The organism is Streptomyces sp. NPDC006385 (assembly GCF_040612485.1).
GTDB lineage: Bacteria > Actinomycetota > Actinomycetes > Streptomycetales > Streptomycetaceae > Streptomyces.
In genome coordinates this window covers 1-22,686 of the sequence record NZ_JBEXQG010000085.1, presented here as the reverse complement: position 1 = coordinate 22,686, position 22,686 = coordinate 1, and the positions used below count along the sequence as shown (strand labels likewise).

The following is a 22,686-nucleotide window of genomic DNA, read 5'->3' as shown; positions in this document are numbered from 1 at the left end:
GTGACGAATCTGATGCCCTCCGCCGCCGGCGAGCCTTCCATCGGCGGTGGCCTCGGCGACCATGTCTACAACCGGCTGCTCAACGAGCGGATCATCTTCCTCGGTCAGCAGGTCGACGACGACATCGCGAACAAGATCACCGCACAGCTTCTGCTCCTTGCCGCCGACCCGGACAAGGACATTTACCTGTACATCAACAGCCCGGGCGGTTCGATCACGGCCGGTATGGCGATCTACGACACCATGCAGTACATCAAGAACGACGTGGTGACCATCGCCATGGGCCTCGCCGCCTCGATGGGCCAGTTCCTGCTCAGCGCGGGCACTCCGGGCAAGCGCTTCGCGCTGCCGAACGCCGAGATCCTGATCCACCAGCCCTCCGCGGGCCTGGCCGGCTCGGCCTCCGACATCAAGATCCACGCCGAGCGGCTGCTGTACACCAAGAAGCGCATGGCCGAGCTCACGGCGCAGCACACCGGCCAGTCGGTCGAGCAGGTCACCCGTGACTCGGACCGCGACCGCTGGTTCGACGCCTTCGAGGCCAAGGAGTACGGCCTCATCGACGACGTGATCGCCACGGCCGCCGGTATGCCGGGCGGCGGCGGCACCGGGGCCTGAGCCCCAGCGGATGGCCACAGCGCCCCGCACAGCCCCCAGCCGACCGCCTCAGCCCCTAGGAGACAGACAGTGAACGACTTCCCCGGCAGCGGCCTGTACGACCGCACGCGCGCCGAGTACACCGGCGCCGCCGCCGAGTCCCGTTACGTGATCCCGCGCTTCGTCGAGCGCACCTCGCAGGGCATCCGCGAGTACGACCCGTACGCGAAGCTGTTCGAGGAGCGCGTGATCTTCCTCGGCGTGCAGATCGACGACGCCTCCGCCAACGACGTCATGGCGCAGCTGCTGTGCCTGGAGTCGATGGACCCCGACCGGGACATCTCGGTCTACATCAACAGCCCGGGCGGCTCCTTCACCGCGCTCACGGCCATCTACGACACGATGCAGTTCGTGAAGCCGGACATCCAGACGGTCTGCATGGGCCAGGCGGCCTCCGCCGCCGCCGTCCTGCTGGCCGCCGGCACGCCCGGTAAGCGCATGGCGCTGCCGAACGCCCGCGTGCTGATCCACCAGCCGTTCAGCGAGACCGGCCGCGGCCAGGTCTCCGACCTGGAGATCGCCGCCAACGAGATCCTCCGGATGCGTTCGCAGCTGGAGGAACTGCTGGCCAAGCACTCCACCACGCCGATCGAGAAGGTCCGCGAGGACATCGAGCGCGACAAGATCCTCACGGCCGAGGACGCGCTGTCGTACGGGCTGATCGACCAGATCATCTCCACCCGGAAGATGAACAACGCCGAGGTTCGCTGACGCGGACCGGGTATTGTCTGCTGCCCCTTGGCACGGTTTGGGACGGTGCACGTCAAAGTGAACCGCGCCAAGGGGGGCCCGAACGGGGGGCCAGGCAAGGTACCGTCGGACATAAGGCAGCACCAGGAGCCGCTGGATTCGAAATGTCCAGTCGTCTCCCAGGCGAAGGGGAAGCACACCGTGGCACGCATCGGTGACGGCGGCGATCTGCTCAAGTGCTCGTTCTGCGGCAAGAGCCAGAAGCAGGTCAAGAAGCTCATCGCAGGCCCTGGTGTGTACATCTGCGACGAGTGCATCGATCTCTGCAACGAGATCATCGAGGAAGAGCTCGCGGAGACCAGTGAGGTCCGCTGGGAGGAACTGCCCAAGCCGCGCGAGATCTACGAGTTCCTCGAGGGCTACGTGGTCGGCCAGGAAGCAGCCAAGAAGGCGCTCTCCGTCGCCGTCTACAACCACTACAAGCGCGTCCAGGCCGGCGAGAACGGCGGCGGCCAAAGCCGTGACGACGCCATCGAGTTGGCGAAGTCCAACATCCTCCTGCTGGGCCCCACGGGCTCCGGCAAGACCCTGCTGGCGCAGACTCTGGCCCGCATGCTGAACGTCCCGTTCGCCATCGCCGACGCGACGGCGCTGACGGAGGCGGGGTACGTCGGTGAGGACGTCGAGAACATCCTGCTCAAGCTGATCCAGGCGGCCGACTACGACGTCAAGAAGGCCGAGACCGGGATCATCTACATCGACGAGATCGACAAGGTGGCGCGGAAGAGTGAAAATCCGTCGATCACCCGGGATGTGAGCGGCGAGGGCGTCCAGCAGGCCCTGCTGAAGATCCTGGAGGGCACGACGGCCTCGGTGCCCCCGCAGGGCGGCCGTAAGCACCCCCACCAGGAGTTCATCCAGATCGACACGACGAACGTCCTGTTCATCGTGGGCGGCGCGTTCGCCGGCCTGGAGAAGATCATCGAGTCCCGGGCCGGCGCCAAGGGCATCGGCTTCGGCGCGACGATCCGCTCCAAGCGCGAGCTGGAGGCCAAGGACCAGTTCGAGGACGTCATGCCCGAAGACCTGGTCAAGTTCGGCATGATCCCCGAGTTCATCGGTCGCCTGCCGGTCATCACGAGCGTGCACAACCTGGACCGGGAAGCCCTCCTGCAGATCCTGGTGGAGCCGCGCAACGCCCTGGTGAAGCAGTACCAGCGCCTCTTCGAACTCGACGGCGTGGAACTCGACTTCGAGCGCGAGGCCCTGGAGGCCATCGCCGACCAGGCCATCCTCCGCCAGACCGGCGCGCGCGGCCTGCGCGCCATCATGGAGGAGGTCCTGATGTCGGTGATGTACGAGGTGCCGTCCCGCAAGGACGTTGCCCGGGTCGTCATCACGGCGGACGTCGTCCACTCGAACGTGAACCCGACGCTGATCCCGCGGGACGCGCGGGGGCGCGGGCCGGGCGAGCAGAAGACGGCGTAGCCGCGCGACACACGTACGAAGGGGCCCCGGTCAGCGGACCGGGGCCCCTTCTTCGCCCTGGAGGCGTACAGCGTCAGGCCTTGACCCGCACGTCGTTGCGGAGCTTGGCGGCCATGGCTGCGGTGTCGTCGACCGAACCGCCGTCACCGCTGGCGAGTGCGGCGACGTCGAACGACATGACGAGGGCGACGGTGCTGTGGTCACCCCAGATGCACGTGGGCATCTTCATGGTCTGCGGGACCCCGGCGCTCGCGCTTGACGAGCCGCCGTTGTCGATCTCGGCCACCTGGCATTTCATGATGCCGTTCTCGAAGCCCGCGGGGGAGACCTCCTCCGGGCTGCCGACCAGCTTGCCCTTGGTGTCGCCGCTCTGGTCCTTCTCGGACTCGGCCTTCATCTTGGCGAACATCGCATCGACGACGGCCTCAGGATCGTCGATGGTGCCGTAGACGCCGTTGAAGGAGAGGCTCTTCGCGCTGATACCCGTGCCCTTCTGATAACTCGCGCTGACATCCTTGGCGTCCTTCACCCCCCACTTCTCGAAGTCCGTGATGTCGTCGTCGTTCATCGAGTCCGCGGAGCCGGACCTCTCCGACTTCTTGTACTCGCCGCTCAGCACGGTCGACGGCGCCGTCAGCTTGTGGGCCCCGTCGTCCGCGACGCCGCCCGCGCCGCCACCCCCGCCGAGCAGGAAGTACGCCCCGACGCCGATCGCGGCCACGACCGCCACCGCGCCGATGATCAGACCGGTCTTCTTGTTGCCGCCGGCCGGCGCCGGCGGCTGCGGGGGCATCCCGTACGGGGCCTGGCCGTAGGGCGGCTGCTGGCCGTACGGGTTCGGCTGCTGGGGCGGGACGCCCGGGGCCTGCTGCGGGTAGCCGTAGCCGGGCTGGGGCTGGGGCTGGGGCGGCGGAGCCTGCTGGGGGTAGCCGTAGCCGGGCTGGGGCGCCTGCGGCTGCTGGCCGTACGGACCCGGCTGGCCGTACGGACCGGGCTGCTGGGGCTGCCCGCCGTACGGGCCCGGCTGGTTGTAGCTCATTTCTGGGTTCCCCTCCAGATGCTTATGCGTTCACGACATCCTGGCGCAAAGCCAACGGACGCACGGCATCGGGGGGTGCACCGTTACAGAACAAACGCGTTTCGGGACACCCCCGAGACACCCCTAAACTGAGCCCGTGACCGAGAACGCTCAGCAGCAGCCACCAGCGCCCGACACCGAACTGCCGACCCAGTACGCGCCGGCCGACGTAGAGGGGCCGCTGTACGAGCGCTGGGTGGAGCGGGGTTACTTCGAGGCGGACGCGAAAAGCGACAAGCCGTCGTACACCATCGTCATCCCACCGCCGAACGTCACGGGCAGCCTGCACCTCGGGCACGCCTTCCAGCACACGCTCATGGACGCCCTCACGCGCCGCAAGCGCATGCAGGGCTACGAGTCGCTGTGGCTGCCGGGCATGGACCACGCCGGTATCGCCACCCAGAACAAGGTCGAGCAGCAGCTCGCCGAGGAGGGCAAGTCCCGCCACGACCTCGGCCGTGAGGCGTTCGTCGAGCGCGTGTGGCAGTGGAAGGAGGAGTACGGCGGGAGGATCCTCGGCCAGATGCGGCGCCTCGGCGACGGCGTCGACTGGAGCCGCGAGCGGTTCACCATGGACGAGGGGCTGTCCAAGGCCGTCCTCACCATCTTCAAGCGGCTGTACGAGGACGAGCTGATCTACCGCGCCGAGCGCATCATCAACTGGTGCCCGCGCTGTCTGACGGCCATCTCGGACATCGAGGTCGAGTACCAGGAGGACGACGGCGAGCTCGTCTCCATCAAGTACGGCGAGGGGGAGGAGACGCTGGTCGTCGCCACCACCCGCGCGGAGACCATGCTCGGTGACACCGCCGTCGCCGTTCACCCCGACGACGAGCGCTACCGGCACCTGATCGGCAAGCGCATCAAGCTGCCGCTGACCGACCGCCACATCCCGGTCGTCGCGGACAGCCATGTCGACCCCGAGTTCGGCACCGGCGCCGTCAAGGTCACTCCGGCCCACGACCCGAACGACTTCGCGATCGGCCAGCGGCACGGCCTGGAGTCGATCACGGTCATGGACGAGCGGGCGGTCATCACCGCGCACGGCCCGTTCCAGGGCCTGGACCGCTTCGAGGCCCGCAGCTCCATCGTCGCGGCACTGCGCTCGCAGGGCCGGATCGTCGCCGAGAAGCGGCCGTACGTCCACTCCGTCGGCCACTGCTCGCGCTGCAAGACCACCATCGAGCCGCGTCTGTCCATGCAGTGGTGGGTCAAGGTCGGCCCGTTGGCGAAGGCCGCCGGTGACGCGGTCCGCGACGGCCGGGTGAAGATCCACCCGGAGGACATGTCGAAGCGGTACTTCGACTGGGTCGACAACATGAACGACTGGTGCATCTCGCGCCAGTTGTGGTGGGGCCACCGCATCCCGATCTGGTACGGCCCCAGCGGCGAGATCGTCTGCGTCGGCCCCGACGAGGAGCCGCCGGCGGGCGAGGGCTGGACGCAGGACACGGACGTCCTCGACACCTGGTTCTCGTCCGGCCTGTGGCCGTTCTCCACGCTGGGCTGGCCCGAACAGACCGAGGACCTGCGGAAGTTCTACTCGACCGACGTCCTCCTGACCGGCCACGACATCATCTTCTTCTGGGTCGCCCGGATGATGATGTTCGGCCTGTACGCGATGGACGGCGAGGTTCCGTTCAAGACCATCGCGCTGACCGGTCTGGTCCGCGACGAGCGCGGCAAGAAGATGTCGAAGTCCTTCGGCAACGTCGTCGACCCGCTCGACTGGATGGACAAGTACGGCTCCGACGCCGTCCGCTTCACCCTGGCGCGCGGCGCCAACCCCGGTACGGACGTGCCGATCGGCGAGGACTGGGTCCAGGCGTCGCGGAACTTCGCCAACAAGATCTGGAACGCCACGCGCTTCGCGCTGATGAACGGCGCCACCATCGAGGGCCCGCTCCCCGACCCGGCCGCCATGTCGGCGACGGACCGCTGGATCCTCTCCCGCCTCAACAAGACGGTCGCCGACGTCGACGCGTTCTACGAGGACTACCAGTTCGCCAAGCTGTCGGACGCGCTCTACCACTTCGCGTGGGACGAGGTCTTCGACTGGTACGTCGAGCTGTCGAAGACGACGTTCGCCGCGGGCGGCGAGGCCGCGGAGGTCTCCAAGCGTGTCCTCGGCGAGGTCCTGGACGTCACGCTGAAGCTGCTGCACCCGGTGGTCCCCTTCGTGACGGAGACCCTCTGGACCACGCTCACGGGCGGCGAGTCGGTGGTCATCGCCGAGTGGCCCAAGGACAGCGGCTTCCGGGACGCGGCGGCCGAGCAGGAGATCGCCACGCTCCAGCAGGTCATCACCGAGGTCCGCCGCTTCCGCGCCGACCAGGGCCTCCAGCCGGGCCAGCGCGTCCCGGCCCGCCTGACCCTGGACGGCACGGCGCTCGCCCCGCACGAGCCGGCCATCCGCCAGCTGCTGCGCCTCCAGCCGGAGGGCGAGGACTTCACGGCCACGGCGACGCTGCCGGTCGCGGGCGCGGAGGTCGCGCTCGACCTCTCGGGCGCGATCGACGTCGCGGCGGAGCGCAAGCGCCTCGCGAAGGACCTGGCCGCGGCCGAGAAGGAGAAGGCCCAGGCCACGGCCAAGCTCGGCAACGAGGCGTTCCTGGCGAAGGCGCCGGACCAGGTGGTGGAGAAGATCCGCGGCCGACTGGCGAAGGCGGACGAGGACATCGCCCGCATCCAGGCTCAGCTGGAGCGCTTGCCGCAAGCGTGAGTCGTTTTACGCGACTGAAGCCCCCGGCGCTGACAGGCGCCGGGGGCTTCATCGCCCTCAGGGGCGCGGGGTTGTATCGATGTGCGGCTCCGCCGCGCGGGCGCGACCAGCCACAACCCACCCGCACGTGCCCGACGAGACATGCCGCCCCACTCCATAGGCACCCTGTCAGTCCCCCTCCGTAGACTGGCCCCGTGAGCGACCAGAACGAGCCCGACCCCCTCGACCCCCTCGACTCCTTCGAGGAGATCATCGCCGCCGAGACCGACCGCGACCCCGACCTCGCCGTCATCGAGGCCGGCAGCCGCACCCTGCGCACCCAGGGCGGGCAGCCCATCGCCGACGTGCCCGCGCGCCCCGAGGACCCCGAGGTCGACAAGGCCCTGCGCGAGGTCGAGGCGGAGCTGGCGACGCGCTGGGGCGAGACCAAGCTGGAACCCTCGGTCAGCCGCATCGCCGCGCTCATGGACGTGCTGGGCGAACCGCAGCGGGCGTACCCCTCGATCCACATCACGGGTACGAACGGCAAGACGTCGACCGCCCGCATGATCGAGGCCCTCCTCGGCGCCTTCGAGCTGCGCACCGGCCGCTACACCTCTCCGCACGTCCAGTCGATCACCGAGCGGATCAGCCTCGACGGCGCCCCGATCTCCGCCGAGCGGTTCATCGAGACGTACGAGGACATCAAGCCGTACGTCGAGATGGTCGACGCCTCTCAGGAGTACCGCCTGTCCTTCTTCGAGGTGCTCACGGGCATGGCGTACGCCGCCTTCGCCGACGCGCCCGTCGACGTCGCCGTCGTGGAGGTGGGCATGGGCGGGTCCTGGGACGCCACCAACGTCATCGACGGTGACGTCGCCGTCGTGACGCCCATAGACCTCGACCACACCGACCGGCTCGGCGAGACTCCCGGCGAGATCGCCGTCGAGAAGGCCGGCATCGTCAAGCAGGACGCCACCGTGATCATGGCCCAGCAGCCGGTGGACGCGGCCCAGGTGCTGCTGAAGAAGGCCGTCGAGGTCGACGCCACCGTGGCCCGTGAGGGCCTGGAGTTCGGGGTCGTGTCGCGTCAGGTCGCCGTCGGCGGGCAGTTGGTCACCCTGCGCGGGCTGGGCGGTGAGTACACCGAGGTGTATCTGCCGCTGCACGGTGCGCACCAGGCGCACAACGCCGCCGTGGCCCTCGCCGCCGTGGAGGCGTTCTTCGGCGTCGGCGCCGCGCGGGCCGAGCCGCTGGACATCGACACGGTCCGCAAGGCATTCGCGGCCGTCGCCTCGCCGGGCCGCATGGAGGTCGTGCGGCGGTCGCCGACCGTCGTCCTGGACGCCGCCCACAACCCGGCCGGCGCGCGGGTCACCGCCGAGGCGGTCGGGGAGGCCTTCGACTTCAGCCGGCTGATCGGAGTCGTGGGCGCGAGCGGCGACAAGAACGTCCGAGGGCTGCTGGAGGCCTTCGAGCCGATCTTCGCCGAGGTCGTCGTCACGCAGAACTCCTCGCACCGCGCCATGGACGCCGACGAGCTCGCGGCCATCGCCGTCGAGGTGTTCGGCGAGGAGCGGGTGCAGGTCGAGCCGCGACTGCCCGACGCCCTGGAGGCCGCGATCACGCTGGCCGAGGAGGAGGGCGAGTTCGCCGGTGGCGGCGTGCTCGTCACCGGGTCCGTCATCACGGTCGGCGAAGCCCGGCTGCTGCTGGGGAAGGGCTGAGTCAGAAAGATGCGTACGCTCTGTTCCTCGACCCTGATCGGCGAGTTCTTCGTCGTCGGCTTCGCCGGTCTGGTCGCCATGAAGGATCCGGACCTGTCCATGGCGCAGGTGTGGACGGTCTGCGGTATCGCGATGTTCCTGTGCCTGCTGCTGTGCGGGCTGGTGACCCGCCCCGGCGGCGTCGCGCTCGGCTGGGCCCTGCAGGTCGCCCTCATCGCCTCCGGCTTCGTCGTCCCCACCATGTACTTCCTGGGTGTGGTCTTCGCGGCGCTGTGGTGGGCCTCGGTGCACTTCGGCAGGAAGGTCGACGAGGCGAAGGCGAGATTCGCCGCGCAGGGCGACTCCTCCACACCTGACGCTGCGTAACAAGGGCCCGGACACGCCCTGTAACCTCATCCCACCGCACCCCGGCAGTAAGAAGGAGCCCTCCCGTGACCCAGCGCACCCTCGTCCTCCTCAAGCCCGACGCCGTCCGTCGCGGCCTGACCGGCGAGATCATCAGCCGCATCGAGCGCAAGGCCGGCTGGCAGATCACCGCGCTGGAGCTGCGCACCCTGGACCAGGAGACGCTGGAGCAGCACTACGGCGAGCACAAGGGCAAGCCCTTCTACGAGCCGCTGGTGGAGTTCATGGCGTCCGGCCCGGTCGTCGCCATGATCGTCGAGGGTGAGCGGGTCATCGAGGGGCTGCGCCGGCTCGCCGGGCCGACCGACCCGATCGCCGCGGCCCCGGGTTCCATCCGCGGTGACTACGGCGTGATCGTGCGCGAGAACCTCATCCACGCCTCCGACTCCGAGGAGTCCGCCGAGCGCGAGGTGAAGATCTTCTTTCCGGGCCGCGCCTGAGTCTGTCAACGGGCCCTGCCCGGGGCGGCCATAGAAACCCGGCCGCCCCGCGGCATATGCGTGGCGATCGAGGGAACGAGTGCCCCCGATGGCCCGTCTCCACAAGCGGGGCGACTCGTCATCTGCTGACATTGGCGAAGACCCTCCCGCAGTGTTCGTGAAAGCGCGTCTACGATGGAAGCCTTCACGTCACAGCACCCACTTCGCCGACCTGAAAAGCCGTCAAAAGCTCCCAGGAAGGCCAGACGAATCCTGATGGGGAACTCAATGTCGTTCATCGGCCGTGACATGGCTGTCGACCTCGGGACCGCCAACACGCTGGTGTACGTCAGGGGTCGCGGGATCGTACTCAACGAGCCGTCCGTCGTCGCGATCAACACCAACACCGGTGGCATCCTCGCGGTCGGTGCCGAAGCGAAGAAGATGATCGGGCGCACGCCCGGCAACATCGTGGCCGTACGTCCGCTGAAGGACGGCGTGATCGCCGACTTCGAGATCACCGAGCGGATGCTCCGCTACTTCATCCTGAAGATCCACAAGCGGCGGTATCTGGCTCGTCCGCGGGTCGTCGTCTGTGTGCCCTCCGGCATCACCGGCGTCGAGCGCCGCGCCGTCATCGAGGCGTCGTCCCAGGCCGGCGCCCGTCAGGTGCACATCATCGAGGAGCCCATGGCCGCGGCCATCGGTTCCGGCCTGCCGGTCCACGAGGCCACGGGCAACATGGTGGTCGACATCGGCGGCGGCACCACGGAGGTCGCGGTCATCTCCCTCGGCGGCATCGTCACCGCGCAGTCCATCCGCGTAGCGGGCGACGAACTGGACAACGCGATCATCCAGCACATCAAGAAGGAGTACTCCCTTCTGCTGGGTGAGCGGACGGCCGAACAGATCAAGATCACGGTCGGTTCGGCGTACGACCTCGATTCCGACGAGCACACTGAAATCCGCGGCCGGGACCTCGTCTCCGGGCTGCCGAAGACCGTCGTCATCTCCGCGGCCGAAGTGCGCAAGGCCATCGAGGAGCCGGTCAACGCGATCGTCGACGCGGTGAAGACGACCCTCGACAAGTGCCCGCCGGAGCTGTCCGGCGACATCATGGACCGAGGAATCGTTCTGACCGGCGGCGGAGCCCTGCTGCGCGGCCTCGACGAGCGGCTGCGGCGCGAGACCGGCATGCCGATCCACATCGCCGAGGATCCGCTGGACAGCGTGGCGCTCGGCTCCGGCAAGTGCGTCGAGGAGTTCGAGGCGTTGCAGCAGGTGCTGGACGCCCAGCCGCGCAGATGACGTAACTCTTCGATTCCGCCGTACGGGATGATCCCCTCTCGTACGGCGGATCGTTGATATAGAGGCATAAGCTCCCCGAAGCGCCTCGAAACCGCATACGACCAGGCGTACACATCCCCATACAGACCCCTCCGGTTTTCCCCGGGGGTTTCCCGAATTCCTATGAGGAAGGGCACGGCCGCCGCACGTGAGGGACACACGAGAGAGCCGGCTGCTCCTGGTGCTGCTGATCGCCATCGCGTTCGCGCTGATCACGGTGGACATCCGCGGCGGTGAGGACTCGCCCGTCGACGGCGCCCGCTCCGCCGCGGCGGCGGTCTTCGGCCCGATCGAGAGCGGAGTGTCCTCGGCGGTCGACCCGGTCGGTAACGCGGTCGCCGCGATCCGCGACTCCGGTGAGCGCCACGACCGGCTCGCCCGGCTGGAGCAGGAGAACGCCGCTCTCAAGGCGACGCTCGGCAGCGACGACCGCAACCGCAGCCGGCTGAAGCAACTCGACAAGATGCTGAAGATCGCCGGCGAGGGCCAGTACGGCATCAAGGGCGCCCAGGTCATCGCGATAGGAGCGGCCCAGGGCTTCTCCTGGACCATCACCATCGACGCCGGCGCGAACGACGGCATCCAGCGCGACATGACCGTCCTGAACGGGGACGGCCTGGTCGGCCGCGTGACGACCGTCGGCCCGAACACCGCGACCGTGCTTCTCGCCAACGACCCCGACTTCACCGTCGGCACGCGCATGGAGTCCACCGACGAACTCGGCTTCGCCTCCGGCCAGGGCGACCGCCCGCTGCGCGTCGAACTCCTCAACGGCAAGGCCGAGGTGAAGAAGGGCGACCGCCTGGTCACCTTCGGCTCGCAGGCCGACAAGCCGTTCGTGCCCGGCGTCCCCGTCGGCGTCGTCTCCCGTGTCGACCCGTCCGGCGGCAACCTGACCCGCACGCTCTACGTCACCCCGTACGTCGGCTTCAGCAAGCTCGACATCGTCGGCGTCGTCGTCCAGGCCCCCGCGAAGGACCCGCGCGACACCGTGCTCCCGGACAAACCGAAGCCGACCCCCCGGCCGACCGTCACGGTCACCGTCACGCCTTCCGGCGAGGCCCCGGCCGACGGCCAGAACCAGCCCCAGGCCGACGGTCAGTACCAGCCCCAGACCGATGGTCAGTACCAGCCCCAGACCGACGGTCAGTACCAGCCTCCGGTCGACGGCCAGAACCAGTACGAGCAAGAGCAGTAGGAGCTGAAGCCTGATGCGCGTCAACCGAATCCTGCTCTCCTCCTCGCTGGTCGTCGTCGCCCTGGTGCTCCAGGTGAGTGTCCTCGCCCGCCTCCACCTCCCGGGCGCCGTGCCCGACCTGCTGCTCCTGACCGTGCTGGGCCTGGCCCTGGTCTACGGCCACGTCGGCGGCGCCCTCGTCGGCTTCGGCGCCGGTCTGCTCGCCGACCTCGCCCCGCCCGCCGACCATGCCGCCGGCCGCTACGCGCTGGTGCTGTGCGTCATCGGCTATCTCGCCGGGCTCGTCAAGCCGGAGAACGGCCGGCTGAAGTCGGCCACCGGGCCGATGGTCGTCGTGGTCGTCGCCGCGATCGGCTCGACCTTGCTGTACGCCGGTGTCGGCGCCCTCGTCGGCGACACCGCCGCCCGGCATGTCGGCCTGGGCAGCCTGCTGTTCACGGCCGCGCTGTACGACCTGCTGCTCGCGCCGTTCGTCGTCCCCGGGATCATGGCGCTGGCCCGGCGCGCGGAGAACGACCCGCTCGCCGAGACCAACTCCCAGGCGAAGAAACCCAACATCTCCTCCGGCTGGCTCTCCGGCGGCACGGGTCTGCGCATCGGCGGCCAGCGTGGCGGGCTGGCCAGCCTGAGGGTGAAGGCCGGACGGGCGCGGACGGCGCGCGCCGGGCGCATCAAGGGGGTCAAGCGGCTGTGACCGCACGAGAGTTCACCGGAACGGGTGACGATCAGCGGAACTGCGCCTCGCGGGCCGGTCGTTCCTCACTCGTACGCATCCAGCCGTCATCCGTCCACGCCCATTCGTCCACGCGCTGAGAGGGGGAGCGACAGACGTGACCAACATCCCCGAGACCGGCCGCACGCCACGTGTCCAGATCCGGCTCGTCGTCATCCAGATCCTCGTCCTCTCCCTCCTCGGCACGCTCGGCGGGCGTCTGTGGTACCTGCAGATCCGGGAAGGCGAGGCCTACGCCAAGGAGGCGTCGGGCAACCACGTTCAGCAGGTCGTCCAGCCGGCCGTGCGCGGTTCGATCCTGGACGCGCGGGGGGTGGCGCTCGCCGACAACGAGACACGGCTGGTGGTCTCGGCCTCCCGTACGGATCTGCTGAAGATGAAGGACGACGGAAAGGCCGTTCTGACCAAGCTGGCCGGTGTGCTGGGCATGACGCCCAGGGAGGTCATGGACAAGGTCCGGCTGTGTGACGCCGAGACACCGCAGCCGTGCTGGAACGGCTCGCCGTACCAGCCGATCCCGATCACGGACGAGGCCACGCCCAAGCAGGCGCTGCAGATCCGTGAGCGTGCGGAGGACTTCCCCGGGATCACGGCCGAGCCGCAGGCCGTGCGCCGCTATCCGAGCCCGGGTGAGGCCAACACCGCCCAGGTGCTGGGCTATCTCTCGCCGGTCACCGACGAGGAGATCCAGCAGGCACAGGACAGCAACTCGCCCTACCTTCGCTCCGACCAGGTGGGGCGCTCGGGCCTGGAGCGCCAGTACGACAAGGAACTGCGCGGCAAGGCGGGCGTGACCCGGTACGAGGTCGACAACCTGGGCCGGGTGATCGGTCAGGCCAAGGCGGATCCGGCGCAGGCCGGCTCCAACCTCGTCACCAGCATCGACGCCCGGGTGCAGCGGGTCGCCGAGTACGAGCTGAGCAAGGCGATGAAGAAGGCCCGCGAGGAGTGGGACCGCAACACCAACGAGCGCTACAAGGCCGACTCGGGTGCGGTCGTGGTGATGGAGGCCAAGACCGGCCGCATCGTCGCCATGGCGTCCAACCCGACCTACGACCCCAACGCGTGGGTGGGCGGGATCTCCGCCAAGGACTACAAGAAGCTCACCGGCAAGTCCTCCAACTACCCGCTGCTCAACCGCGCGATCCAGGGCCAGTCCGCCCCGGGCTCGATCTTCAAGGTGATCCCGACGGCCGCCGCGGTCAACGCCGGCTACTCCTTCGACGGCCCCTACCAGTGCTCGAGCTCCTACTCGATCGGCGGCCAGGTCTTCAAGAACTTCGAGTCAAAGGGGTACGGCCCGATCAGCCTCGGCCGCGCCCTGGAGGTCTCCTGCGACACGGTCTTCTACCGGCTCGCGCACGAGGAGTGGAAGCGCGACGGCGGCACCAAGCCGAAGAAGAACGCCAACGACTGGTTCTACAAGACGGCGCACCAGTTCGGCCTCGGCGCGGAGACCGGCATCGACCTGCCCAACGAGGTCACCGGACGGGTCCCCGACCGCCAGTGGAAGCAGGAGTACTGGAAGGCGAACAAGGACGCCTGGTGCAAGTACGGCAAGAAGGGCGGCTCGTACGCCGAGCAGATCGCCTACGAGAACTGCCTCGAAGGCAACCGGATGCGCGCCGGTGACTCCGTCAACTACTCCATCGGGCAGGGCGACACCCTGGTCACCCCCATCCAGATGGCCACCATCTACGCGGCCATCTCCAACGGCGGCACCCTCTACGACCCGACCGTAGGCAAGGCCGTCATCAGCGCCGACGGCAGGACCGTCCAGGAGATCGAGCCCAAGTCCCACGGCAAGCTGCCCATAAGCAGGAAGACGCTGGCCGAGATGGACGACGCCCTCGAGGGCGTCGCCACCCGCGGTACCGCCGCCTGGCGGTTCGCGGACGTCGGCTGGCCCCAGGACAAGATCCCGATGCACGCCAAGACCGGTACCGCGGAGGTCTACGGCAAGCAGACGACCTCGTGGTTCGCGACGTACACCAAGGACTACGCGGTCGTCATGACGATCTCCCAGGGTGGTACGGGCTCCGGCGCCTCGGGCCCGGCCGTCCGCAACATCTACGACGCGCTGTACGGCGTCTCCGACGACGGCGCGATCGACAAGAAGAAGGCACTGCTGCCGACGCCGCAGAAGAGTCTGCCGAAGGTCCGGACGGACGGGACCATCGCCTCGCCGAAGGTGGGCAAGGACCCCGCGAAGGAGCAGGAGGCAAGCCAGAGGGGCAAGACCGCGCCGGACGGGCAGCAGCTCGCCGGGACGGTGTCGACGCCGTCGCCCGAGAACCGGGACACCCGGCGGCGGCGACGCGGAAGCCGACGGCGCGGAAGCCGTGGGCGGGGAAGCCGGAGGATGCTCACATGACCGGCGCCAACAGCTTCCAGGTCTCCGGGTACGGGCCCGAACGGGCGGGCTGGACCCGGCTGTTCGCCCGCGACTCGCTCGCCCGCCGGCTCGACTGGCCGATACTGCTGTCGGCGGTGGCCCTGTCGCTGCTCGGCACGCTCCTCGTGTACTCGGCGACCCGCAACCGCACCGAGCTCAACCAGGGCGACCAGTACTACTTCCTGGTCCGGCATCTGCTGAACACCGGCATCGGCCTGGCCCTGATGGTCGGCACGGTCTGGCTCGGCCACCGCAACCTGCGCACCGCCGTGCCGATCCTGTACGGCGTCTCGGTCTTCCTGATCCTGCTGGTGCTCACCCCGCTCGGCTCCACCATCAACGGCGCCCACTCCTGGATCAAGCTCCCCGGCGGTTTCTCCCTCCAGCCCTCGGAGTTCGTGAAGGTCACGATCATCCTGGGCATGGCGATGCTGCTGGCGACGAGAGTGGACGCGGGGGACAAGCAGTACCCCGACCACCGCACGGTGGTGCAGGCGCTGGGTCTGGCCGCCGTACCGATGCTGATCGTGATGCTCATGCCCGACCTCGGCTCGGTCATGGTGATGGTGGTGATCGTGCTGGGCGTGCTGCTCGCGTCCGGCGCCTCCAACCGCTGGGTCTTCGGCCTGATCGGCATGGGCACCATAGGGGCGATCGCGATCTGGCAGCTGGGCGTCCTGGACGACTACCAGATCGCCCGTTTCGCGGCCTTCGCCAACCCGGAACTCGATCCGGCGGGCGTCGGCTACAACACCAACCAGGCGCGTATCGCGATCGGTTCGGGCGGGCTGGTCGGCGCCGGGCTGTTCCACGGCTCGCAGACGACCGGCCAGTTCGTCCCCGAGCAGCAGACCGACTTCGTCTTCACCGTGGCGGGGGAGGAGCTGGGCTTCATCGGCGGCGGGCTGATCATCCTGCTCCTCGGCGTGATCCTGTGGCGGGCCTGCCGGATCGCGCGCGAGACGACCGAGCTGTACGGGACGATCGTCGCGGCGGGGATCGTGGCGTGGTTCGCCTTCCAGTCGTTCGAGAACATCGGAATGACGCTGGGGATCATGCCGGTGACCGGTCTGCCGCTGCCGTTCGTGTCGTACGGCGGATCATCGATGTTCGCCGTCTGGGTGGCGGTGGGGTTGCTGCAATCGATCCGGGTGCAGCGGCCGATGTCGGCGTAGCCGCCGCGCCCGGCCCGGTGCGGTGCCGCCGCCGCGACCGGGCCGGCGTTTCCTGTGCCGTGGGCGTCCCGGTTGCGGGGGCCTGGGGCTGGTGGGCCCTGTTGTCCCGTCGTGACTCCCACTAGATTCAGGTCATGGCGGACACCAAGCGCGAGATCGAGCGGAAGTACGAGTCCGACGACAGCGGGCTGCCCGATCTGACCGGCGTCGCCGGGGTCGCGGCCGTCATCGACAAGGGTGTCGCGCGGCTGGACGCCATCTACTACGACACCGCGGACGAGCGCCTCGCCGCGTCGTCGGTCACCCTGCGCCGCAGGACGGGCGGCTCCGACGCGGGCTGGCATCTGAAGTTCCCGGTCGCCCCGGGCGTACGGGACGAGATCCAGGCTCCGCTGTCCGACACCCTGCCCCGCAGCCTCGCCGGCCTCGTCCGCTCCCGTGTCCGGGGCGCCGAGCTGGTGCCCGTGGTCCGGCTGCGCTCCGACCGGGACGTGCGCGACCTCGTCGATGCCGACGGCCGGCTGCTGGCCGAGGTCAGCGTGGACGCCGTACGGGCCGAACGCCTCAGTGGGGGCAGCCGTACCGCCCAGTGGACCGAGATCGAGGTGGAGCTGGCGGACGGTGGCGACCCGGCGTTCCTCGACAGGGTCGAGAAGCGGCTGCGGAAGGCGGGAGTGCGGCCGTCCTCGTCGGCCTCCAAGCTGCAGCGGGCCCTGACGGAGACGACGCCGAAGAAGAAACGGGGCAAGAAGGCGCGGGCGCCCGAGGAGCCGGTCACCGCCGGCGATCACGTCGTCGCCCACATCCGCGCCCAGCGGGACGAGATCGTCGAGCTCGACCCGGCCGTGCGGCGCGACGTGCACGACTCCGTGCACCGGATGCGGGTCGCCACGCGCCGGATACGCAGCGCCTTCATGTCCTACGCCAAGGTCCTCGACCGGACCGTGACCGAACCGATCGGCGAGGAGCTGAAGTGGCTGGCCGGGGAGCTGGGCATCGACCGGGACCAGGAGGTGCTGACCGAACGGCTGACGGCCGCCCTCGACGAGCTGCCACGCACCCTGCTGTACGGCCCCGTCCGCACCCGGTTGCGTACCTGGTCGCACGCCAGGAGCGAGGGATCGCGCCGGCGGCTGATCGGCGTACTCGACAGCAGGAGGTACGAGCGGCTGCTGGAGACCCTCGACGCCCTGGTCGCCGACCCGCCCCTGCTGAAGGCGGCCGGCGGTGAGCCGGGGACGGTGATCGGGAAGGCCGTACGGAAGGACTTCGCGCGGGTGTCCGGGCTGCTGGAGCAGGCGCTCGCACTGCCACCCGGGGGCGACCGGGACCTCGCGCTGCACGAGGCGCGCAAGAAGGCCAAGCGGACGCGGTACTCGGCGGAGTCGGCGATCCCCGCGTTGGGCGACCCGGCCGCCGTGTTGGTGAGGTCGATGAAGAGGTTGCAGAACCTCCTCGGCGACCACCAGGACAGCGTGATGACCCGGGAGGCGCTGCGGGAACTCGCACGGCAGGCGCATGCGGCGGGGGAGAGCTCGTTCACGTACGGGCTGCTGTACGCGAGGGAGGAGCAGCGCGCGGCGGCGGACGAGGCGGCGCTGCCGGGCGTCTGGGCGGAGACGAGGGCCGCGGTCGGCATCTGAGCCGAGGGGGCGCGGGCGGCCGTCCGAAGGCGCCGCGGCCGGTGGTCCCGGCCTGTGGGGGCGGGCGTCCGGGCGTGCTGGGGGCCGTTCGGGGCGCGTTACGCTAGATGGTCACCCCTGTCATTCCAGTCCAGCTCACGAAGGTTCGCGAGATGTCTGCCGAAGCCGCTGCGGCCGCTGAGTCCGTGTTTCCGCAGCTCGAAGCTCTGCTCCCGCATGTGCAGAAGCCGATCCAGTACGTCGGCGGAGAGCTCAACTCCACGGTCAAGCCGTGGGAGTCCTGTGACGTCCGCTGGGCGCTCATGTACCCCGACGCGTACGAGGTCGGACTGCCCAACCAGGGCGTCATGATCCTTTACGAGGTCCTGAACGAGCAGGAGGGCGTCCTCGCCGAGCGCACCTACAGCGTGTGGCCGGACCTGGAGGCGCTGATGCGCGAGCACGGCGTCCCGCAGTTCACGGTGGACAGCCACCGGCCGGTGAAGGCCTTCGACGTGCTCGGTCTGTCCTTCTCCACGGAGCTGGGCTACACGAACATGCTCACGGCCCTGGACCTGGCGGGCATTCCGCTGGAGTCCAAGGACCGGACGATCGACGACCCGATCGTCCTGGCGGGCGGCCACGCGGCCTTCAACCCCGAGCCGATCGCCGACTTCATCGACGCCGCCGTCATCGGCGACGGCGAGCAGGCCGTGCTCGACATGACGCGGATCATCCGCGAGTGGAAGGCGGAGGGGCGGCCGGGCGGCCGCGAGGAGGTCCTGTTCCGCCTGGCGAAGACGGGCGGGGTGTACATCCCGGCGTTCTACGACGTGGAGTACCTTCCCGACGGCCGTATCGCCCGTGTCGTACCGAACAAGTCGGGTGTCCCGTGGCGCGTGTCCAAGCACACGGTCATGGACCTCGACGAGTGGCCCTACCCCAAGCAGCCCCTCGTCCCCCTGGCCGAGACGGTCCACGAGCGCATGTCGGTGGAGATCTTCCGCGGCTGCACCCGAGGCTGCCGTTTCTGCCAGGCCGGCATGATCACGCGCCCGGTCCGGGAACGCTCGATCACGGGCATCGGCGACATGGTCGACAAGGGCCTGAAGGCGACGGGCTTCGAGGAGGTCGGCCTGCTGTCCCTGTCGTCGGCGGACCACAGCGAGATCGGCGACATCGCCAAGGGCCTGGCCGACCGCTACGAGGAAGACAAGATCGGCCTCTCCCTGCCGTCCACCCGCGTGGACGCCTTCAACATCGACCTGGCGAACGAGCTGACCCGCAACGGCCGCCGCTCGGGCCTGACCTTCGCCCCCGAGGGCGGCTCGGAACGCATCCGCAAGGTCATCAACAAGATGGTCTCGGAGGACGACCTGATCCGCACGGTCGCCACCGCCTACGGCAACGGCTGGCGCCAGGTGAAGCTGTACTTCATGTGCGGCCTGCCGACCGAGACCGACGACGACGTCCTCCAGATCGCCGACATGGCGACGAAGGTCATCGCCAAGGGCCGCGAGGTCTCCCGCTCGAACGACATCCGCTGCACGGTCTCCATCGGCGGCTTCGTCCCCAAGCCCCACACCCCCTTCCAGTGGGCCCCGCAGCTCAGCGCCGAGGAGACGGACGCCCGCCTGGAGAAGCTCCGCGACAAGATCCGCGGTGACAAGAAGTACGGCCGCTCCATCGGCTTCCGCTACCACGACGGCAAGCCGGGCATCGTCGAGGGCCTGCTGTCCCGGGGCGACCGCCGTATCGGCGCGGTCATCCGCGCGGTCTACGACGACGGCGGCCGCTTCGACGGCTGGCGCGAGCACTTCTCGTACGACCGCTGGATGAGCTGCGCCGACAAGGCCCTGGCTCCCTTCGGCGTCGACGTCGACTGGTACACCACCCGCGAGCGCACCTACGAGGAGGTCCTGCCCTGGGACCACCTCGACTCCGGACTCGACAAGGACTGGCTCTGGGAGGACTGGCAGGACGCCCTCGACGAGACCGAGGTCGAGGACTGCCGGTGGACGCCGTGCTTCGACTGCGGGGTGTGCCCGCAGATGGACACGCACATCCAGATCGGGCCGACCGGCAAGAAGCTGCTGCCGTTGAGTGTGGTCAACAGCGGGCGTTGACGCGGCTGATGTGACGAGACCCCCGGCCGGGTGGGCCGGGGGTCTCGTCGTGTGTGTGTCCGGCTGCCGCTCGCGAACTGCATCCGACCAGGCCGTTCGCGCGTCTACGAGGGTATGGATCTCGAAAAGCCGTCACCGCAGCGCCAGGAGCCCGCAGGGTGTCTGGTGGTCGCGATTCGCATACCTGTACGGATCGTCGTGCTCGTGCTGGTCGTGCCGGTGCGGATGCTGTGGGACGCGCTCGTCGTGGCCGGGCGGTTCCTGAACGACACCGTGTTGCGGCCGGTGGGGCGGGCACTGCTGTGGCTCGGGCGGGCGGTGTTCGTGTGGCCGTTCGTGGGGGTGTGGCGGTATGTCGTCGTGCCCCTCGCGAAGGGGATCGCCTGGCTGGGGAACGTGCTGCTCGTCGTGCCCGCCGTGTGGCTGTATCGGTACGTGCTGACTCCCGTCGGGCACGCGTGCGCCTGGGTGGCCCGGGGCGTCGGGTACGCGTGCGCGTGGCTCGGGCGTGGGATCCGGGCCGGGCTGGAGTGGCTGTACGCGCGCGTGCTCACGCCGGTCGGGCACGCGGTGATGTGGGTCCTGAAGGGGCTCGGCGCGGTGCTCGCCGCGATCGGGCTCGGGTTGTTCGGCGTGGTCGCGTGGCTGGTGCGGTATCTCGTCGTCGTTCCCGCCGTGTGGCTGTACCGGTGGGTCCTCGCCCCCGTGGGGCGGGTGCTCGCCGTCGTCGGCAGGGAGGTCTGGGACGCGCTCGGGCACGCGTGGCGGGTCGCCGGGCGGATCTCGCTCGCCGTCGGCCGGTTCCTCGCGAGCCTCTTCCGGTGGATTTTCGTCGAGCCGGTGCGCTGGGTGTACCGGACGGTGCTCACGCCGGTCGGGCACGTCGTCCGCGACCTGGTGCTGCGGCCCGTCGCCGAGGCCGCCCGCAGTGTGGGGCGGGTCACCCGGCAGGCCCTCACCGCCGCCCGCGATTCCGTACGGCAGGCGCGTGCCGACTTCCGGCGGATGCTGTTCGGGGAGCCGCGACAGCGGGAGGCGGTGGCCCGGCGGGAACCTCCGGGCCGCGAGACACGTACTCTTGGTAGCAGTACGACCGCTCTCACGAAGGACTGAACGACACTGGGCAAGCGACAGCCCGAAGGCCCGCCGCCCGCACCCGCGGTGCAGCGCATCCGACTGCGCTACACCAAGCGCGGCCGCCTCCGGTTCACCAGCCACCGTGACTTCCAGCGCGCCTTCGAGCGTGCGTTGCGCCGTGCCGAGGTGCCGATGGCGTACTCGGCGGGGTTCACGCCGCATCCGAAGGTGTCGTACGCCAATGCCGCACCCACCGGCACGGGCAGTGAGGCGGAGTACCTGGAGATCGCCCTCACCGAGGCGCGTGATCCCGAGCAGTTGAGAGTGCTTCTCGACGAGTCGCTGCCCGCCGGGCTCGACGTCATCGAGGCGGTCGAGGCCCGCACCTCCGGGCTCGCGGACCGGCTCACGGCGTCCGTCTGGGAGCTGCGGCTCGACGGCGTGGACCCGGCCGACGCCCAGCGCGCGGTCGCCGCGTTCGAGGCCGCCGACGCCGTCGAGGTCCAGCGCATGACCAAGAACGGCGTGCGCACTTTCGACGCCCGCCCGGCGGTCGTCCACCTGGAAAGCGTGGACGGCACCGACGGAACGGAAACGCACAGTTCGCAGGCTGATAGGCCGACCGACCAGCCCTGTGCGATACTGCGGCTGGTTGTTCGGCACGTGACGCCTGCCGTACGACCCGACGACGTCCTGTCCGGTCTCCGCGCCGTGGCCGACCTGGCGCCGCCGGTCCCCGCAGCGGTGACCAGGCTGGCGCAGGGGCTGTTCGATGAAGAGACCGGCACGGTGACCGACCCGCTCGCGCCCGACCGCGAGGCAGCGACGGCCCCAACCGAGGCCGAGACCGCTGCCGCCGCGACGGCGCCGGCGTAAGGAAGGTTCCGTAGGGACGGACGTCGAAGCGCCGCCCTCGTACTCGGGAGCCACCTGGGTCGGGCAGCGCACCGACCAGAAGACTTTCGCCAGGCCGTACGCATTGGGCGTACGGAACCGGCGAGACAGGACACAGAGAGCTCCCGTGCGGCGCCCGCGCCCCGGACGGCGGCAGTCGCGCAACGCGCGAGCCGCGGACGTCACCGGCACATCGCCGGACCAGGTGCGGCGCCCGGGAGCCTGACGGGAGAAACGCCCGCATGCTCGAACCGACCGAACCCACCGAGGGTTCCGAACTGAACACTCCCAGCGACACCCTGCCGCCGCGCAGGCGGCGGCGCGCGGCGTCCCGCCCGGCGGGACCGCCGGCGGCGCCCACGGAGGCGCAGCCCGCGGAGGTGGTCGAGCCGGCCATACCGGCCGCCGACGTCGCCGATGTCGCCGCCGTGAGCGATGAGGCCGAGAAGCCCGACGAGAGTGTCGAGGCCACCGAGGCAGAGGTGGCTGCGGAGGCCACCGCGGCCGACGAGAACGGCGAGGCTGCCGAGGCGCCCGCCGCCGTCGCCGAGGAGCCCGCGCCTGCCGGTCGTTCGCGTCGGCGCGTGGTGCGTCGCGCGTCCGCGCCCACCGGGTCGCCCGCGGCTGCCGAGGCCGCCGAGACCGTGGTGCCGGCCAGCACCTCCGTTCCGGCCGCCGCGGAGGAGACTCCGGTCGCCGCTGAGGCGCCTGCGGTCGCGTCCGCCGAGACCGCCGAAGAGGCGGCGCCGCGTCGTACGCGTCGTCGTGCGGTGCGTCGTGCCTCGGCGCCCGCCGGTGCTCCGGCGCCGACGGAGGCCGCTGAGACCGTGGTCTCCGGCGCCGCCGCTGCCGCCGCTGCCGAGGTGCCCGCGCCTGCTGAAACCGCCGCGCCTGCCGAGGCCGCCGCGTCCGACGAGGCCGCCGAGATTCCCGAGGAGGCGGCGCCGCGTCGTA

At 69.7% G+C, this 22,686-nt stretch carries 17 protein-coding genes and 1 pseudogene; 17 read left to right on the top strand and 1 reads right to left on the bottom strand.

Annotated features, from left to right (window positions below; genetic code table 11):
* Positions 1-12: 12 nt before the first annotated feature.
* The 3 genes from ABZ078_RS38435 to clpX all read left to right on the top strand — a co-directional run bounded on the left by ABZ078_RS38435 (position 13) and on the right by clpX (position 2,835).
* The gene (locus tag ABZ078_RS38435) at positions 13-618 is read left to right on the top strand and encodes an ATP-dependent Clp protease proteolytic subunit (protein WP_356583190.1); all 606 of its coding nucleotides are present in this window, start codon (positions 13-15) and stop codon (positions 616-618) included.
* Positions 619-687: 69 nt separating this feature from the next.
* Positions 688-1,368: an ATP-dependent Clp protease proteolytic subunit gene (locus ABZ078_RS38430; protein WP_356583181.1), complete on the top strand. Its 681-nt coding sequence runs from the start codon at positions 688-690 to the stop codon at positions 1,366-1,368.
* Between the two features lie 180 nt (positions 1,369-1,548).
* Positions 1,549-2,835: an ATP-dependent Clp protease ATP-binding subunit ClpX gene (gene clpX, locus ABZ078_RS38425; protein WP_356583180.1), complete on the top strand. Its 1,287-nt coding sequence runs from the start codon at positions 1,549-1,551 to the stop codon at positions 2,833-2,835.
* Between the two features lie 73 nt (positions 2,836-2,908).
* Here clpX and ABZ078_RS38420 read toward each other — a convergent pair whose 3' ends face one another.
* Entirely contained in the window at positions 2,909-3,874 is a 966-nt protein-coding gene (locus tag ABZ078_RS38420; protein WP_356583179.1) for a hypothetical protein, read from the bottom strand.
* 136 nt (positions 3,875-4,010) lie between these two features.
* Between ABZ078_RS38420 and ABZ078_RS38415 the strand changes: the two genes are divergently transcribed.
* The 14 genes and pseudogenes from ABZ078_RS38415 to ABZ078_RS38350 all read left to right on the top strand — a co-directional run.
* On the top strand, positions 4,011-6,635 hold the full coding sequence (locus ABZ078_RS38415) for a valine--tRNA ligase (RefSeq protein WP_356583178.1): 2,625 nt from the start codon (positions 4,011-4,013) through the stop codon (positions 6,633-6,635).
* A gap of 194 nt (positions 6,636-6,829) precedes the next feature.
* A complete protein-coding gene (locus tag ABZ078_RS38410; protein ID WP_356583177.1) occupies positions 6,830-8,341 on the top strand; it encodes a folylpolyglutamate synthase/dihydrofolate synthase family protein in 1,512 nt (503 codons plus the stop codon).
* 9 nt (positions 8,342-8,350) lie between these two features.
* Positions 8,351-8,707, top strand: a complete 357-nt coding sequence (locus ABZ078_RS38405) for a DUF4233 domain-containing protein (protein ID WP_356583176.1) — start codon at positions 8,351-8,353, stop codon at positions 8,705-8,707.
* A gap of 65 nt (positions 8,708-8,772) precedes the next feature.
* A complete protein-coding gene (gene ndk, locus ABZ078_RS38400) occupies positions 8,773-9,186 on the top strand; it encodes a nucleoside-diphosphate kinase (RefSeq protein WP_356583175.1) in 414 nt (137 codons plus the stop codon).
* A gap of 267 nt (positions 9,187-9,453) precedes the next feature.
* Positions 9,454-10,473, top strand: a complete 1,020-nt coding sequence (locus ABZ078_RS38395; protein WP_062705440.1) for a rod shape-determining protein — start codon at positions 9,454-9,456, stop codon at positions 10,471-10,473.
* Between the two features lie 187 nt (positions 10,474-10,660).
* Entirely contained in the window at positions 10,661-11,710 is a 1,050-nt protein-coding gene (mreC, locus tag ABZ078_RS38390; protein WP_356583174.1) for a rod shape-determining protein MreC, read from the top strand.
* 13 nt (positions 11,711-11,723) lie between these two features.
* Positions 11,724-12,404: a rod shape-determining protein MreD gene (gene mreD, locus ABZ078_RS38385; RefSeq protein ID WP_356583173.1), complete on the top strand. Its 681-nt coding sequence runs from the start codon at positions 11,724-11,726 to the stop codon at positions 12,402-12,404.
* A 136-nt stretch (positions 12,405-12,540) separates the two neighbouring features.
* Entirely contained in the window at positions 12,541-14,817 is a 2,277-nt protein-coding gene (mrdA, locus tag ABZ078_RS38380; protein ID WP_356583172.1) for a penicillin-binding protein 2, read from the top strand.
* Positions 14,814-16,013: a rod shape-determining protein RodA gene (rodA, locus tag ABZ078_RS38375; protein WP_356583171.1), complete on the top strand. Its 1,200-nt coding sequence runs from the start codon at positions 14,814-14,816 to the stop codon at positions 16,011-16,013. Before mrdA ends, rodA begins: the two co-directional genes overlap by 4 nt.
* 134 nt (positions 16,014-16,147) lie before the next feature.
* Positions 16,148-17,656: a CYTH and CHAD domain-containing protein gene (locus ABZ078_RS38370; protein WP_356583170.1), complete on the top strand. Its 1,509-nt coding sequence runs from the start codon at positions 16,148-16,150 to the stop codon at positions 17,654-17,656.
* Between the two features lie 152 nt (positions 17,657-17,808).
* The gene (locus ABZ078_RS38365; RefSeq protein ID WP_356583169.1) at positions 17,809-19,761 is read left to right on the top strand and encodes a TIGR03960 family B12-binding radical SAM protein; all 1,953 of its coding nucleotides are present in this window, start codon (positions 17,809-17,811) and stop codon (positions 19,759-19,761) included.
* 114 nt (positions 19,762-19,875) lie between these two features.
* Positions 19,876-20,874, top strand: a complete 999-nt coding sequence (locus ABZ078_RS38360) for a hypothetical protein (RefSeq protein WP_356583168.1) — start codon at positions 19,876-19,878, stop codon at positions 20,872-20,874.
* A gap of 48 nt (positions 20,875-20,922) precedes the next feature.
* Positions 20,923-21,714 (top strand): TIGR03936 family radical SAM-associated protein, encoded by a 792-nt coding sequence (locus ABZ078_RS38355; RefSeq protein WP_356583167.1) that lies wholly within the window; start codon positions 20,923-20,925, stop codon positions 21,712-21,714.
* A gap of 260 nt (positions 21,715-21,974) precedes the next feature.
* Positions 21,975-22,686 (top strand): annotated as a pseudogene (locus ABZ078_RS38350) (ribonuclease E/G); the annotation flags it as partial.

Bases quoted from the DNA above. Each gene is read 5' to 3' on its own strand.
- ABZ078_RS38435 (WP_356583190.1), top strand. From the start codon at position 13: ATGCCCTCCGCCGCCGGCGAGCCTTCCATCGGCGGTGGCCTCGGCGAC.
- ABZ078_RS38420 (WP_356583179.1), bottom strand. From the start codon at position 3,874: ATGAGCTACAACCAGCCGGGCCCGTACGGCGGGCAGCCCCAGCAGCCC.
- ABZ078_RS38405 (WP_356583176.1), top strand. From the start codon at position 8,351: ATGCGTACGCTCTGTTCCTCGACCCTGATCGGCGAGTTCTTCGTCGTC.
- ABZ078_RS38395 (WP_062705440.1), top strand. From the start codon at position 9,454: ATGTCGTTCATCGGCCGTGACATGGCTGTCGACCTCGGGACCGCCAAC.
- mreD (WP_356583173.1), top strand. From the start codon at position 11,724: ATGCGCGTCAACCGAATCCTGCTCTCCTCCTCGCTGGTCGTCGTCGCC.
- rodA (WP_356583171.1), top strand. From the start codon at position 14,814: ATGACCGGCGCCAACAGCTTCCAGGTCTCCGGGTACGGGCCCGAACGG.
- ABZ078_RS38370 (WP_356583170.1), top strand. From the start codon at position 16,148: ATGGCGGACACCAAGCGCGAGATCGAGCGGAAGTACGAGTCCGACGAC.
- ABZ078_RS38365 (WP_356583169.1), top strand. From the start codon at position 17,809: ATGTCTGCCGAAGCCGCTGCGGCCGCTGAGTCCGTGTTTCCGCAGCTC.
- ABZ078_RS38360 (WP_356583168.1), top strand. From the start codon at position 19,876: ATGGATCTCGAAAAGCCGTCACCGCAGCGCCAGGAGCCCGCAGGGTGT.